This window comes from Streptomyces sp. NPDC101165 (assembly GCF_044768135.1).
Lineage (GTDB): Bacteria > Actinomycetota > Actinomycetes > Streptomycetales > Streptomycetaceae > Streptomyces.
The window spans coordinates 473,150-488,526 of sequence record NZ_JBIWPG010000005.1 but is presented as its reverse complement, the minus strand read 5'-3'; the positions used below and the strand labels follow the sequence as shown (position 1 = coordinate 488,526).

At 71.2% G+C, this 15,377-nt stretch carries 11 protein-coding genes; 8 read left to right on the top strand and 3 right to left on the bottom strand.

The window, feature by feature from the left end:
• Window positions 1-588 precede the first annotated feature (588 nt).
• Window positions 589-1,038, top strand: coding sequence for a PTS glucose transporter subunit IIA (locus tag ACIRVH_RS13720; RefSeq protein ID WP_403951965.1), 450 nt, complete (start codon window positions 589-591; stop codon window positions 1,036-1,038).
• A gap of 77 nt (window positions 1,039-1,115) precedes the next feature.
• Window positions 1,116-2,786, top strand: a complete 1,671-nt coding sequence (ptsP, locus tag ACIRVH_RS13715) for a phosphoenolpyruvate--protein phosphotransferase (protein WP_403951963.1) — start codon at window positions 1,116-1,118, stop codon at window positions 2,784-2,786.
• Window positions 2,787-2,856: 70 nt separating this feature from the next.
• Here the strand turns inward: ptsP and ACIRVH_RS13710 are convergent, their stop codons facing one another.
• On the bottom strand, window positions 2,857-3,753 hold the full coding sequence (locus ACIRVH_RS13710; protein WP_403951961.1) for a hypothetical protein: 897 nt from the start codon (window positions 3,751-3,753) through the stop codon (window positions 2,857-2,859).
• Window positions 3,754-3,951: 198 nt separating this feature from the next.
• On the bottom strand, window positions 3,952-5,919 hold the full coding sequence (locus ACIRVH_RS13705; RefSeq protein WP_403951958.1) for an acetoacetate--CoA ligase: 1,968 nt from the start codon (window positions 5,917-5,919) through the stop codon (window positions 3,952-3,954).
• Window positions 5,920-6,133: 214 nt separating this feature from the next.
• Here ACIRVH_RS13705 and ACIRVH_RS13700 point away from each other — a divergent pair, with 214 nt between their 5' ends.
• Window positions 6,134-8,494, top strand: a complete 2,361-nt coding sequence (locus ACIRVH_RS13700) for a glycoside hydrolase family 31 protein (protein WP_403951956.1) — start codon at window positions 6,134-6,136, stop codon at window positions 8,492-8,494.
• A 9-nt stretch (window positions 8,495-8,503) separates the two neighbouring features.
• Here the strand turns inward: ACIRVH_RS13700 and ACIRVH_RS13695 are convergent, their stop codons facing one another.
• The gene (locus ACIRVH_RS13695) at window positions 8,504-9,040 is read right to left on the bottom strand and encodes an NUDIX domain-containing protein (RefSeq protein ID WP_403951953.1); all 537 of its coding nucleotides are present in this window, start codon (window positions 9,038-9,040) and stop codon (window positions 8,504-8,506) included.
• Window positions 9,041-9,264: 224 nt separating this feature from the next.
• Between ACIRVH_RS13695 and ACIRVH_RS13690 the strand changes: the two genes are divergently transcribed.
• From ACIRVH_RS13690 to glpK, 5 genes are all read left to right on the top strand, one after another.
• Window positions 9,265-9,714 carry a Zn-ribbon domain-containing OB-fold protein gene (locus tag ACIRVH_RS13690; protein WP_403951951.1) on the top strand — a complete coding sequence of 150 codons (450 nt, stop codon included), beginning with the start codon at window positions 9,265-9,267 and terminating at the stop codon, window positions 9,712-9,714.
• Complete coding sequence (locus ACIRVH_RS13685; protein ID WP_403952009.1) at window positions 9,711-10,901, top strand: lipid-transfer protein; 1,191 nt, start codon at window positions 9,711-9,713, stop codon at window positions 10,899-10,901. The genes ACIRVH_RS13690 and ACIRVH_RS13685 overlap by 4 nt, the downstream gene beginning before the upstream one ends.
• A 134-nt stretch (window positions 10,902-11,035) precedes the next feature.
• A complete protein-coding gene (locus tag ACIRVH_RS13680; protein ID WP_403951949.1) occupies window positions 11,036-12,685 on the top strand; it encodes an EAL domain-containing protein in 1,650 nt (549 codons plus the stop codon).
• A 361-nt stretch (window positions 12,686-13,046) separates the two neighbouring features.
• The gene (locus tag ACIRVH_RS13675; RefSeq protein ID WP_403951947.1) at window positions 13,047-13,796 is read left to right on the top strand and encodes an MIP/aquaporin family protein; all 750 of its coding nucleotides are present in this window, start codon (window positions 13,047-13,049) and stop codon (window positions 13,794-13,796) included.
• A gap of 34 nt (window positions 13,797-13,830) precedes the next feature.
• Entirely contained in the window at window positions 13,831-15,351 is a 1,521-nt protein-coding gene (gene glpK, locus ACIRVH_RS13670; protein ID WP_403951945.1) for a glycerol kinase GlpK, read from the top strand.
• The last annotated feature ends 26 nt before the right edge of the window (window positions 15,352-15,377 follow it).

Below are 15,377 nucleotides of genomic sequence, written 5' to 3'. Positions count from 1 at the left end.
GCCGCCAGCGTTCGTCCTGAGCCAGGATCAAACTCTCCGTGAATGTTTACCGGTAATCCGGTGAGCACCACGAGAGCGGTGCGAGAGGAGGAATAGTCCCCTCGCACACAGCGTCCTCGCTGTGTTATTTCAAAGGAACCTCGTCCCAGCTGATGCTGGAGACGGGGTATCAACATATCTGGCGTTGATTTTTGGCACGCTGTTGAGTTCTCAAGGAACGGTCGCTTCCTTTGTACTCACCCTCTCGGGCTTTCCTCCGGGCTTCCCTTCGGTGTTCCAAACTCTATCAGGGTTTTTCCGTCTCCCTGACCACCATCCTGCAGACATGCAGAAGGTGATCCCGAGAAAGGATCTGACGAGTTTGGGTGCTGCTTGACGGAGCCGCTTTCGCGTCACTCTCCCTCAAGCAGGAGTACGACTGTACACGGGCGCCGGAAGCGCGTGCAAATCGACCGAGCTGGTGGTCTAGACCACTACCTGGTAGCTTCCATACGGAACCGCCGCTTCATCTGACATACGCTGCTGCTCAGTGCCGTCCGGGACAGGCAGTGACGGCCCGCACGCAGCCCCACCCCTGGGAGGCTTCCCATGTCCACCGTGACGTCCCCTCTTGCTGGACTCGCCATCGGACTGGCCGCCGTGCCGGATCCGGTCTTCTCCGGGGCCATGGTCGGCCCGGGCACTGCGATCGACCCCGTGCGTGAGCCCTCCGAGGCTGTGGCGCCGGTGGACGGCGTCATCGTCTCCCTGCACCCGCACGCCTTCGTGGTGGTCGACGAAAACGGGCACGGCGTGCTCACCCACCTCGGCATCGACACCGTCCAGCTCAATGGCGAGGGCTTCGAGCTGCTCGTCAACAAGGGCGACACCGTGACGCGTGGTCAGAGCATCGTGCGCTGGAACCCGGCCGCGGTCGAGGCCGCCGGCAAGTCGCCGGTATGCCCCGTCGTGGCGCTCGAGGCCAGCGCCGAGTCCCTCACCGACCTCCGTGACAGCGGCGATGTGAAGGCCGGCGACAGCCTCTTCTCCTGGAACTGACGACAGTGCCGTCGCAGGACGGCGTCCGGACAACCACCGCGGCGGCGGGACCCGCCGCACTATCGGAGACGGGTGAGATGGAGACAACGCTGCGAGGCGTCGGCGTGAGCCACGGTGTGGCGATCGGCGAGGTTCGGCACATGGGAACGGCGGTGCTCGAGCCGCCGGCCAAGCAGATCCCGGCGGAGGAGGCGGAGCGCGAACAGGGGCGGGCGCGCCAGGCCGTGGATGCCGTGGCGGCCGACCTGATGGCGCGCGGCAATCTGGCGGGGGGCGAGGCCCAGGCCGTGCTCGAGGCGCAGGCCATGATGGCGCAGGACCCCGAGCTGATGGCGGACGTCGACCGGCGGATCGCCGTCGGCAGCACGGCGGAGCGTGCGGTGTACGACGCGTTCGCTGCCTACCGCGAGCTGCTGGCCGGTGCCGGGGAGTACCTCGCCGGGCGCGTGGCCGACCTCGACGACGTGCGGAATCGTATCGTCGCCCGGCTGCTGGGAGTTCCCATGCCGGGTGTCCCGGACAGTGACGAGCCCTATGTACTCGTGGCGCGTGATCTGGCTCCGGCCGACACTGCGCTGCTGGACCCGACCCTGGTGCTCGGTTTCGTGACCGAGGAGGGTGGGCCGACCAGTCACAGCGCGATCCTGGCGCGGGCGCTGGGGGTTCCGGCCGTCGTGGCCCTGCCGGGTGCCGGTGAGCTGGCCGAGGGCACGGTGATCGCGGTCGACGGCAGCACCGGCGACATCTTCGTGAACCCGAGCGAGGAGAAGAAGGCGCAGCTGGAGGCCGCGGCTGCCGAGCGCAAGGCCGCGCTGGCCGCTTCGACCGGCCCGGGTGCCACGGCCGACGGGCACAAGATGCCGCTGCTGGCCAACGTGGGCGGACCGGCGGACGTGCCGGCGGCCGTGGAGGCCGGGGCCGAGGGTGTCGGTCTGTTCCGTACCGAGTTCCTGTTCCTGGACGACAGCAAGAACGCGCCGTCCGAGCAGAAGCAGGTGGAGGCCTACCGTCAGGTGCTGGAGGCGTTCCCCGAGGGCCGTGTGGTCGTGCGCGTGCTGGATGCGGGCGCCGACAAGCCGCTGGACTTCCTGACGCCCGCCGACGAGCCGAACCCGGCGCTGGGCGTGCGGGGACTGCGGACGCTGCTGGACCACCCCGACATCCTGCGTACGCAGCTGACCGCGCTGGCCAAGGCGGCGGAGGGGCTGCCCGTCTACCTCGAGGTCATGGCGCCCATGGTGGCGGACCGTGCGGACGCCAAGGCGTTCGCGGACGCCTGCCGTGAGGCGGGGCTGCGGGCCAAGTTCGGCGCGATGGTGGAGATCCCGTCGGCCGCGCTGCGGGCGCGTTCGATCCTGCAGGAGGTCGAGTTCCTGTCACTGGGGACCAACGACCTCGCTCAGTACACGTTCGCGGCGGACCGGCAGGTGGGTGCGGTGTCGCGGCTCCAGGACCCGTGGCAGCCCGCGCTGCTCGACCTGGTCGCGCTGTCCGCCGAGGCGGCCAAGGCCGAGGGCAAGAGCTGCGGTGTGTGCGGTGAGGCCGCGTCCGATCCGCTGCTGGCCTGTGTGCTGACGGGTCTGGGTGTCACCTCCCTTTCCATGGGTGCGGCGTCGATTCCTTATGTCCGGGCGACGCTGGCGAAGTACACGCTGGCCCAGTGCGAGCGGGCCGCCTCGGCGGCGCGTGCGGCGGACAGCGCCGACGAGGCGCGCAGCGCGGCTCAGGCGGTGCTGTCCGGCGAGTAGTCCGGCCGGCCGCTCGCTGTGTGTCGGGTTCAGGGGCGTCCCACCTTCGGGTGGGGCGCCCCTGACGCGTTCAGTGGCGGTGTCCCTGTGCCGTGCTCTCCCCTCCGCCGAGGTGGGGTGGTGTGCAGTAGTCGACGCCTGGTTCGGGGGAGATGAGATCGCCGGATTCGACGTCGGTGCAGTAGGCGTCGAAGACCTCGGACGCGGTGAGGGGTTCGAGTCCGCCGCCGCGGAGCCGCCAGCCGTAGACGCGGTCGGCCGTTTCGGCGGCGGTGATGCGCATGACGAGGCCACCGGGGCTGTCGGTGGCGAGGCCCAGGGCGAGGACGCTGGTGAATTCGAGGGCTTCGGCCTCGTCGAGTTCGGTGGTGCCGTCGGTGTTCTCGTCGGCGTGGAGGACGGAGACGAGTGTTTCCGGTGGTCCGAAGACGCTGCAGACGAGGTGCCGGTCGCCGGGCGGGGCGGTGTCGAGGATGCGGGACAGCAGGTCGGAGGCGCAGGTGAAGGCGGCGCGGCCGATGTCCTCGCCGCAGGTGCGGCAGGGGCCGAGGCGGGTCAGGAGGGTGGTGGCGTACTCCCAGGTCGCCTGGCGTACGGCCTCGTCGACGAGGGCGGGCACAAGGGTGGCGAGGGGGCTGCCGTCGTAGGGGATGGTGGGGCCGGTGGCCGCGAGTTCGGCGGTGAAGCGGGTGCGGCTGGCCGGGGCTTCCGGGTCGAGGCCGGTGTCTGCGCAGAATTCGGCGTACTCCTCGGGGTCGAAGAGGGCCAGTGTGGTGTGGCTGCCCTGTGCCGCGCGGCTCTTGAGGAGCGCTTCCACCTGCTGGAGGTAGATGGTGTGGTCGTCGAAGGCGAAGCTGCGGTAGCGCCGCATGGCCCGGAAGTCGTGGTCGTCGGTGAGCAGGCCGATGGTGCCGGCGATTTCGCGGCGCAGGACGCGTCGCAGGGTCTGGTGGTCGGTGTGCGCCATGTCTTCCCCCAATGCGCAGTCGATCAATGCTCACTCACAGTAACCGGCGGCACTGACAACGGGCTCGGCCGGCGGCGGTCGCGGACCAGACGGCACTGGATTGCGCAGGTCAGGGCGATGGCGCACAGCTGGCCTCGGACTTCGCTGCCGTGTTCGGCGAGTCCGAGGCCAGCGGTGGACGGGCAGGGTGTCGGCGGGTCAGGCGCGCTTGCGGGCCAGATCCTCGTAGAAGCCCAGCAGGCCGAGGTTGTCGATGGAGCCGGGGTTGACGGCCTTCTCCAGAGGCGTGCCCTGGAGCAGGCGCTTGACCGGGACCTCGATGCGCTTGCCGGTGAGGGTGTGCGGGACGCCCGGGACCTCGATGATCTCGTCAGGCACGTGGCGTGGCGAGAGCTGTTCGCGGATGGCCTGCTTGATGCGGTTCAGGAGTGCCTCGTCCAGGACGGCGCCGGGCGCCAGGTGCACGAACAGGGGCATCCAGTAGCCCCCGTCGGGCTGCTCGATGCCGATGACGAGGGACTCCTTGATCTCGGGCAGGCGTTCGACCACCTCGTAGATGTCGGACGAGCCCATGCGCACGCCCTGCCGGTTGAGGGTGGAGTCGGAGCGGCCGTGGATGATCACGGAGCCGCGTGAGGTCAGGGTGATCCAGTCGCCGTGGCGCCAGACGCCCGGGTAGGTGTCGAAGTAGCTGTCGTGGTAGCGGCTGCCGTCGGGGTCGTTCCAGAAGTGGATGGGCATCGAGGGCATGGGGTCGGTGACGACCAGCTCGCCGACCTCGTCGACGAGGGGCTTGCCGCTCGGGTCCCAGGACTGCAGGTCGGTGCCGAGGCCGGGCGCCTGGAGTTCGCCGATGTACACGGGCAGGGTCGGTACGGCTCCGGCGAAGCAGGAGCAGACGTCCGTGCCGCCGCTGACGGAGGCGATCCACAGGTCCTCGCGGACCTCGTCGTGCAGCCAGCGGAACCCGTCGGGCGGCAGCGGGGAGCCGGTGGTGGCGACGCACTGTACCCGGGAGAGGTCGAAGTCGCGGGAGGGGTGCACCTCCGCCTTGCGGCAGGCCATGACATAGGCGGCCGAGGTGCCGTAGAGGGTGGCTCCGGTGCGTTCGGCGATGCGCCACTGGGCGCCGGTGTCCGGGTATCCGGGGCTGCCGTCGTACAGGACGATCGTCGTGCCTGTGAGCAGGCCGGAGACGAGGAAGTTCCACATCATCCAGCCGGTCGAGGTGTACCAGAAGAAACGATCCTCGGGGCCGAGGTCGCAGTGCAGGCCGAGCTGCTTGAGGTGCTCGACGAGGATGCCGCCCTGGGACTGGACGATGGCCTTGGGCAGGCCGGTCGTGCCGGAGGAGTACAGGACCCACAGCGGGTGGTCGAAGGGGACCTGATCGAAGACCGGTTCGGTGTCGGCGGCCGTCAGCGCCGACCACTCCAGGGCGCCCTCGGGTGCCTCGGTGCCGAGGAGCGGGATGTGGACGACGGCGCGCAGGGTGGGCAGCTCACGGCGCAGCTCGGCGACGATCTCGCGGCGATCGTGTTCCTTGCCGCCGTAGCGGTAGCCGTCGACGGTGAACAGGACGACGGGTTCGACCTGCTGGAAGCGGTCGAGGACGCTGCGGGCGCCGAAGTCGGGGGCGCAGGAGGTCCATACGCCGCCCACGGCGGCCGTGGCGAGGAGCGCGACGACGGCCTGGGGGATGTTCGGGAGGTAGCCGCTGACGCGGTCGCCGGGGCGGACACCCAGGTCGCGGAGTTCGGCGGCGAGGGAGCCCACCTGGCGGCGCAGCTCGGACCAGGTCACCGGGCGCGGTTCGTGGGTCTCGTCGACGTACAGGAGGGCGGGCTCGTCCGCCCGGTCGGAGGCCGCGCGCAGGGCGTGCTCGGCGTAGTTGAGGGTGGCTCCGGGGAACCACTGGGCGCCCGGCATCGAGCGGTCGCCCAGCACGCGCGCGTAGGGGGTGGAGAACCGGACGTCGAACCACTCCGTCACAGCTTTCCAGAAGGTGTCCAGCTGATCGACGGACCACCGGTGCAGTTGCGGGTAGCCTCCCTCGGCCGGGGCACCGTGGTGCTCGGCGGCCCATGCCTGGAACTTGGTGATGCGTGCCTGGGCGATCCGCTCGGGATCGGGCTGCCAGAGCGGCTGGGGGTTCGCTGTCGACATGGGGTCGCTCCCGGGCTGTGCGCGTCGTGTGCGTCGGTCCGCGCACGAGCTGGGGTGTGCGCGTGACGCGGCTGACAGGGACGATGCCATGTGATCGACTTCTACACCAGGGTGCGCCCCACATAGTCCGTGTCGTGAAGATGTGGTCCTGGCACGGGTGAACGGCAGTTGAACGACACGCGCGTGTGGGGCGGTCAGTGGCAGGGTGAGCAGCATGGACGGTCGTGACCTGGTGCGTTCGGTGAGTGTGATCGGTTCGGGGAGGGCGGCTCAGGGGTTGCGTACCGTGCGCGCCGCATGGCGCAGGAGGCGTATCGATGCCGCGGCGCTGCCGCCGCGCGGCGCCGAGCGCGCGCGGGTACCGGGGCAGGTGCAGGGCGTGGAGCCGGGTCCCGGGGGCGGTCTGATCCGGTTCAGCCGGTCCGAGCTGCGGATCACCGTCGCGGTCAACGGGGCCGTCTTCTGGGGCTGGGACGGGGCGGGTCCGGAACCGTCGTACGCGCTCGCCGGGGGCTGTCCCGAGCCGGATCCGCGGGTGGTGCTGGAACCGGACAAGGACGGCGGCTGGCGGGTGGTGGCCGAGCGGGTGACGGTCGTCGTCTCCCGGCACGGCGCGCTGGAGGTGTGCACCCCCGGCGGCGTGGTGCTGCGGCGGGACATGCCGCCGCGCTGGTGGGAGCCGGTCGACGGGGGCGGGGCTCGGTGGATGCAGCGGTCCGAGGTGGCCGCGGACGCCCGCTTCTTCGGCCTGGGCGGGCGCGCTGCGGGTCCGCGGCTGCGGGACGGCACGTACCGGCTGTGGAACACCGACCCGGGCCGGGCGTTCGGTCCCGGGGACGATCCGCTGTACCTCACCATGCCGGTGCAGCTCGTGGTGGCCGATGCCGCGGCCCATCTGGTCTTCCACGACACCTCGTGGGACGGCACGGTCACCTTGCGGGAGGGCGAGGAGGGCGCGGGGTCCGGGCACGACCGTGCGGGGCGCTGTGAGCTGCGGATGGACGGCGGTCCGCTGCGCGGCTGGGTCATGGTGGGCGCCCCTGCGCGCGTGCTGCACACCTGGGCCTCGCTGACCGGGGCGCCGGCACTGCCGCCCGCGTGGGCGCTCGGTCATCATCACGCGCGCTGGGGGTTCGGCAGCGAGCAGGAGGTGCGCCGGATCGTCGCGGGGTACCAGGAGCGCGGTCTGCCGCTGGACGCCGTCCACCTGGACATCGACCACTACGCGGACCACCAAGTGTTCACCGTCGACCAGGACCGTTTTCCGAAGCTTCCGGGGCTCGCGGAGGAGCTGCGCCGGGACGGGATCCGGCTGGTGTCGATCGTCGACCCGGCGGTGAAGGCCGCGCCGGGCAACGCCGTCTACGACAGCGGGACGGCGATGGACGCGTTCGTGCGGGACGCCTCGGGGCGGACGGTGCGGGGCGAGGTGTGGGCCGGCGAGTCGGTCTTCCCGGACTTCACGCACGCGCGCGTGCGCAAGTGGTGGGGCGGTCTCTACGAGGAGCGGCTGGGGCAGGGCTTCGCCGGTTTCTGGCACGACATGAACGAGCCGACGTCGTTCAACGCCTTCGGTGAGCCGACGCTGCCGCGTTCGGCCCGGCACGCCCTGGAGGGGCGCGGCGGCGACCACCGGGAGGCCCACAACGTGTACGCGCTGTGCATGGCCAGAGCGGGCTACGAGGCACTGCGCGAACTGTCGCCCCGGCAGCGGCCGTTCCTGTTCTCACGGTCCGGCTGGGCAGGCATGCACCGCTACGGGGGGACGTGGTCGGGAGACGTGGCGACGGGCTGGCCGGGGTTGCGGGCTTCGCTGTCGCTGGTGCTGGGGCTCGGCCTGTGCGGCGTGCCGTACTCGGGGCCGGACATCGGCGGCTTCGACGGGTCGCCGTCGCCCGAGCTGTATCTGCGGTGGTTCCAGCTCGGCGCGTACCTGCCGCTGTTCCGTACGCACGCGAGTATGCGGGCGGGGCGCAGGGAGCCCTGGGAGTTCGGCCCCGAGGTGCTGGAGCACGCGCGCGCGGCGCTGCTCGAACGCCGGCGTCTGCTGCCGTACTTCATGACGCTGGCCCACCTGGCCCGGCGCACCGGCGCGCCCTATGTGCGGCCGCTGTGGTGGCGGGCGCCGGAGGACCGCGCGCTGCGCGACTGCGAGGACGCGTTCCTGCTCGGCGACGGGCTCCTGGTGGCGCCCGTACTGGACCCGGGGGCGGACCGGCGTGCGGTGCAGCTGCCGCGGGGCCGCTGGTACGACACGATGACGGAGGAGGCGTACGAGGGTCCGGCACAGATTCTGGTCGACGCGCCGCTGTCGCGGATTCCGGTGCTCGCGCGCGCGGGTGCGGTCGTTCCCGTGCGCGGCGAGGACGGCGGGCTCGAGCTGGAGGTCTGGGCGCCCGCCCGGGGACGGACCGGGGGCGGGCTGGTCGTGCCGGACGCGGGCGACGGGTGGGACGAGTCGGAGATGGAGCGGTACACCGCCCGCTGGCAGGGCCGGCGGGTGGTGGTCACCCGGGAGCGGGAGGACGGCGCCGGTGAACCGTCCCACCCGGTGCGCATTCGTGGACTCGGCTGAGCGGTCCGCTCAGATGTAGCGGCCCTCGAACCAGGCCCGCACGGCCACGGTGTGCAGCGGGAAGGCGAGTTCCTCGGGCCTGCGCAGCAGGTGCCAGCCCTCGGTCTCGTCCGTGGCGTCGGAGGGCGGCAGTCCTTCGGCCGGGCGTTCCGGGAGGAGTCCGAACAGCAGCAGATGCCCGTCGGGCGAGCTCATGGCGTCCACGAGGCGCACGTCGCGGACGGCCGCGTCGATGCCCGTCTCCTCCTTGAGCTCGCGGACGACGGCGTGCCTCCAGTCCTCCCGGTCGTCGATGTAGCCGCCGGGCAGTGCCGTGCCTCCGCGCGCGGGGGCGATGGTGCGGGTGATGACGACCAGGGCGGTGCCCTTGGTGTCGTACACGGGCTGGAGCGCGATCGCGACCGGCAGAGGATTGCGATAGGCGACGGTCCCGCAGGACGGGCACGTGCGCGGCCAACCGGAGGCGCCCTCTCCATAGGGCGCTCCGCAGCTCGAACAGTGGGAGTCCGGAGCGGAGTTGGCAGTCGGGTGCTGGATTTCGGACACGCGCGGACTGTATCCGATCAGAGGAAGGACGTGTTCCGCCAGCGGCGAGCAGTGCGGCGGCTGGATGTGGAGGGGCGTCCGGGACCACCCCCGTCGGCCCCGGCCGCCCCTCCTGATACCACGACGCCGGAAGGGGCCGTCCGGTTCGCCGGGACGCCTGCCCATTTCCGGATACCCGTGGCAGACTCCTGACGCATCGTCAGATAACTGTGCCGGGAGGAACATTGACGCGCACACGCACACCCGCGGTCTCCGACTGGTTCACCGGCGAGGGGGGCGACTTCCGGCTCCTGGGCACCCGTTGCACGTCCTGCACCTCGGTCTTCTTTCCGCGCGAGGACGTCCATTGCCGCAATCCGCACTGCGCGGGCGGCGCCGCCCTGGAGGAGGTTCCCCTGTCACGAACAGGTCGCATCTGGTCGTACACGGACAGCCGATATCGCCCTCCGTCACCCTATGTGAGCAATCCGGAACTTCCCTGGGAGCCGTACACGTTGATCGCGGTGGAGCTGGAGGCCGAGCGGATCGTGGTGCTGGGACAGACGGTCCCCGGGGTCACCGTCGCCGATCTGGCGGTGGGCATGGAGGTGGAGGTCGTCCCCGGGGTGCTCGACGAGGACGCGGAGACGACCTGGACGATCTGGCAGTGGCGGCCGACGGGGGTGACGGCATGAAGGCGGACGTGGCGGTGCTCGGAGTCGGCATGCACCCCTGGGGCAAGCGGGGACGCAGCTTCGTCGAGTACGGGACGGCGGCGGCCCGCGCAGCCCTCGCCGACGCCGGTCTCGACTGGCCGGATGTCGGCTCGATCGTGGGCGCGGACACGGTGCGTGGCGGATATCCGGGGTATGTGGCGGGGGCGACGTTCGCCAAGGCTCTGGGCTGGCAGGGAGCCCGGGTCGCCAGTGTCTACGCGGCGTGCGCCTCCGGCGCGCAGGCGATCGCGACGGCGCGGGCGCAGATCCTCGCCGGGCTCGCGGACGTCGTGCTCGTTGTAGGGGCGGACGCCGCGCCCAAAGGGTTCTTCCGGCCGGCGGGCGGCGACCGTCCCGACGATCCGGACTGGCTGCGCTTCCGCCTGCTGGGCGCGACCAACCCGACGTACTTCGGGCTGTACGCACGCCGCCGGATGGCGGTGCACGGTGACACCCCGGAGGACTTCGCGCTGGTCAAGGTGAAGAACGCGACCCTGGGGGCGCTCAACCCGTACGCGCGCTACCGCAAGCGGGTCACCGCTGAGGAGGTGGCAGCCTCCGCCGTGGTCGCCGATCCGCTACGGCTGCTCGACATCTGCGCGACCTCCGACGGCGGCGCCGCGCTGGTGTTGTCCAGCCTGGACTTCGCGCGCCGGCACGGTGCGGCGCGGCCGGTGCGGATCCGGGCCGTGTCGACGGTGACCCCGCGGTTCCCGAACACGGTGCTGGACCTGCCGGACATCGCCACGGACTCCGCCGTCGCGGTGCCGGCCCCGGACGAGACCTTCCGGGCGTCCATCGCCCGAACCGCCTACGAGGAGGCGGGCATCGGCCCCGAGGACCTGTCCCTGGCGGAGGTGTACGACCTGTCGACCGCGCTGGAACTGCAGTGGTACGAGGATCTGGGACTGTGCGGCGAGGGCGAGGGCGCGAAACTCCTGCGGGAGGGCGCGACGGCCCCGGGCGGCCGCATACCCGTCAACACCAGTGGCGGGCTCGCCTCCTTCGGTGAGGCGGTACCGGCCCAGGCCATCGCCCAGGTCTGCGAGGTGACCTGGCAGTTGAGGGAGGCGGCGGGCGATCGGCAGATCGCCGGGGCGCGCGTCGGAATCACGGCGAACCAGGGGCTGTTCGGGCACGGTTCGTCGGTGGTCGTGGTGCGGTGAGCGGAGCCCTGCCCGGGCAGCGTGCAACGGGAGAGACCCATGGGGCTGTCCACGCTGTGTGACCACCCCGGAATCCTGCGTGAACGTCTCATGAACTGCCCCTGGGCGTACGCGGGCAGCGCAATCATGCTCCCGTGCACTCCTGGACGGATACTCTCCGCTTCGCCTTCCAGCCAGTGGTCAACCTGAGGACGGGCGCGGTCGCCGCACTGGAGATACTCGCACGCCCGGAGACCGGCGACATCCTGGCCGAGGCCCGTCGTGACCCCGAACTCGACGGCAGGCTGGCCGTGTTGGCGCTTCGGGCGGCGATGCGCCAGGAGACGCTGCTGCCCTTGCACGTCAACGTGTTCGCTGCCACGCTCGCCGACCTCGGCGGCCTCACCCCGCTGCGCGACGCCGTTCGCGCGGTGGGGCGGATGCCCTGGGAGGTGACCCTCGACATCGTGCCGCCCTACACCCACGTACCGCAGCGGGCGCTGCTGGAGGCGGTGGCCTCGCTGCGCGAGCAGGGGTTCCGGATCAGCGCGGACGGCATCGGGGACGGGGACGTGCCGTTGAGGCTGCTCACCGACCTCTCTCCCGACCTGATCAAGCTCGACGGCTCTCTGCTGTCCCGGCCGGCCATGGTGCGGGCGATGCGGACGCTGTGCGAGCAGCTGGGCGCGCTGGTGGCGGTGGAGGGCGTGGAGACCGAGCTGCAGTGCGCGGCCGCGCTGGCGGCCGGTGCCCAGCTCGCCCAGGGCGAGCTGTTCGCGCCGCCGGCCCGGATCCCGGCAGCGGACGTATACGTTCCGCCCCGCTCCACCGGCGGCCTGGCCGTGCACCGGCCCGGGCCGTCGGTACGGGAGTTCGTGCGGCCCGCCGCCGTGCTGCCGGTCACCGCTTCGGCCGGGCAGGTACGGGCGCTGCTGACCGGCTCACCGGAGGTCTCCGGGGTGTTGCTCGTGGACCAGGCCGGGGTGCCGGTCCGGTCGGTGCACCGGTCGCGCTTCCTGCTGTCGATGTCCGGCCGGTACGGGCACGCCCTGTACGCGGACCGGCCTGCCTTCAAGCTGAGCGACGCGCCGCGCACGGTGGGTGTCGACGCCACCGCCTGGGAAGTGCTGGACGTGGTGGCGATCGGCGGCCGCGACCGCACCTCGGACGACGTGGCGGTCGTCGACCACCGCGGCCGGTGCGTGGGCGTCGTACGGCTCGCGGACCTCGTACGGGCGCTGGCCGAGACCCGGGTGGAGGAGGCGGCGGGGCTCAATCCGCTGACACGGCTGCCCGGTTCGGACGCGATCACGAGTGAGGTGGACCGGCAGATCGGCGACGGGCGGGCGTTCGCGCTCAGCTGGCTGGACATCGACCACTTCAAACAGGTCAACGACGGTGCCGGGTTCGCGGCGGGTGACGAGCTGATCCGTTCGGTGGGCCGGGCGCTGGAGCAGGCGGCGGCACGGCACGCGCACGTGGGGCACATCGGCGGTGACGACTTCCTGCTGCTGGCCGAGGAGGAGGCGCTCGATCCACTGGTCGCCGAGGTGCTCGACGCACCCTGGTCGGCGGGCGGGCGCCCCGTCACGCTGTCACTGGCGACCGTCGTCTGCCGGCCCGGTAGCGTGTCCGACCACCGGCAGGCCGCCGCCCATCTCGCTCCGCTGAAGAAGGCGGCGAAGGCGCTGCGCGGTTCCAGCTGGGTGCTCGCGCGCGCGGGGCTGCCCGGACACGAGATCCGGCGCGGCACCGGGGCGGCCCCGGCCCAGGCGGGTTACGCGACGGTCGAGCCCCTCGGGTGAACGGACCTGCCGTATACAGCCGTTGAGTGTCCACCTGCGGGAAGGGAGCGGTCGGCCGCCGTTCCCGGGTAACCGCTGTCACCGTTGCCGTCAGCAACCTTGACGGTCCCGTGGTGCCGGTGAACACTTCCGGGTGTCAGCCGACATCGCCGTACATTCTCGGCGTAATCAGGCACTGCGCCACGGGCCTTGTGCTGCTCTGCGGCCCGTCCCCCAGAGGCGATCCGGCTGCGAAGGCACGCTCGTCACGGACGCCGGGCGGGGCACGGGGCCCTCCCTGCCTTCGGCTGAAGTCGCCAAAGGAACCGTTCCTGCTGGAGGGCCGGGGCGCTCGCCCCGGACCGGCGCCAAGGGAGCCGCCATGAGCAACGGAGACATTTTCATCGGCGAAGTCATCGGCACCGCGATCCTGATCCTGTTCGGTGCCGGTGTCTGTGCCGCCGTCACTCTCAGACACTCCAAGGCACGCGCGTCCGGCTGGGTCGTCATCGCGTTCGGGTGGGGATTCGGCGTGCTCGCGGGCGCGTACACCGCCGCTCCCCTCTCCGGCGGCCAGCTCAATCCCGCGGTCACCATCGGCATCGCCGTGGACACGGGCAAGTGGGGCAAGGTCTGGATCTATCTGCTCGGCCAGATCGTCGGCGCGATGCTGGGCGCCGTCCTCGCCTACCTGGTGTATCTCGCGCAGTTCCAGGCCAACGTCCGCAGGGAGGGCACGGCCGAGGGGAGCACCGACGAGCCGGTGGCGACGCTCGGCATCTTCTCGACCATCCCGGAGATCCGGAACCCGGTCGCCAACCTCGTCACCGAGATCATCGCGACGATGGCCCTCGTGCTGCCGATCCTCGCCTTCGGGCTGACGAAGGGGCTCGGCGAGTCCGGCATCACGGTCCTGATCGTCTCACTGCTCGTCGTGGGCATCGGACTCTCCCTCGGCGGGCCGACCGGATACGCCATCAACCCGGCCCGTGACCTCGGCCCGCGCATCATGCACACCTTCCTGCCGATCCCGAACAAGGGCACGTCCGACTGGGGTTACGCATGGATCCCGGTCGTCGGCCCGCTGATCGGCGGGGCACTCGCGGGCCTCGTCTACAACGTGGCCTTCTGACCCAGCGACCCGACCCAGCGACCCAGGGACAGCCATGACGGATTCCGCCGAGAAGTACGTCGCCGCCATCGACCAGGGCACCACGTCCAGCCGCTGCATCATCTTCGACCACGGCGGTGCGATCGTCGCCGTGGACCAGCGCGAGCACCGCCAGATCTTCCCCAAGCCGGGCTGGGTGGAGCACGACGCCACCGAGATCTGGTCCAAGGTGCAGGCCGTGGTGGCGGGGGCGCTCGCCAAGGCCGGTCTGCGCGCCGACCAGTTGAGCGCCCTCGGCATCACGAACCAGCGGGAGACCACGGTGCTGTGGGACCGCGCCACGGGCAAGCCCGTGCACAACGCGATCGTCTGGCAGGACACCCGTACCGCTGCGCTGTGCAACGAACTGGGCGGCGCCGACGGCCAGGACCGCTTCCGCGACCAGACCGGACTGCCGCTGGCCAGCTACTTCGCCGGGCCCAAGGCGGCCTGGCTGCTGGACAACGTGCCGGGCCTCAGGGACCGCGCCGAACGCGGCGAGATCGCCTTCGGCACCATCGACTCCTGGCTGATCTGGAACCTCACCGGCGGCACGGACGGCGGCCGGCACGTCACCGACGTCACGAACGCCGGCCGCACCATGCTGATGAACCTGGAGACTCTCCAGTGGGATCCCTCCATCCTCTCCGCGATGAACGTGCCCGAGGCGGTCCTGCCCGAGATCAGGTCGTCCGCCGAGGTCTACGGCACCGCCGTCGGCCAGCTCGCCGGTGTGCCCGTGGCCTCGGCGCTGGGCGACCAGCAGGCCGCCGTGTTCGGGCAGGCCTGCTACGACGTCGGCACCGCGAAGAATACCTACGGCACCGGCAGCTTCCTGCTGCTCAACACCGGTGACCGGCCGGTGCCGTCCAAGAGCGGACTGCTGACGACGATGGGCTACAAGATCGGCGGTGAGGCGCCGGTGTACTGCCTGGAGGGGTCCATAGCGATAACGGGTGCGCTGGTCCAGTGGTTCCGCGACCAGCTCGGCATCATCCGCAGCGCCGACGAGATCGAGACCCTGGCGGCGAGCGTCGAGGACAACGGCGGCGCCTACATCGTGCCCGCCTTCTCGGGGCTGTTCGCTCCCTACTGGCGCTCCGACGCGCGCGGGGTCGTCACCGGGCTGACCCGGTACGTCACCAAGGCCCACCTGGCGCGCGCGGTGCTGGAGGCGACGAGCTGGCAGACGAGGGAGGTCGTGGACGCCATGTACCAGGACTCCGGGGTGCGGATCACGACCCTGAAGGTCGACGGCGGCATGACGAAGAACAACCTGCTCATGCAGCACCAGGCGGACGTCCTCGGCGTGCCGGTGATCCGGCCCCGGGTCTCCGAGACCACCTGCCTGGGCGCCGCCTATGCGGCCGGCCTGGCGACGGGCGTGTGGAACGACCTGGACGAGCTGAAGTCGCACTGGCAGAAGGACGCGGAGTGGACGCCGGCGATGGAGGCGTCGGCTCGTGACCGCGAGTACCGCAACTGGCGCAAGGCGGTGGAGAAGAGCCTCGGCTGGCTGGAGGACGACGAAGCATAGGAGTCGCGCGCGCCACGCGCGCGTGC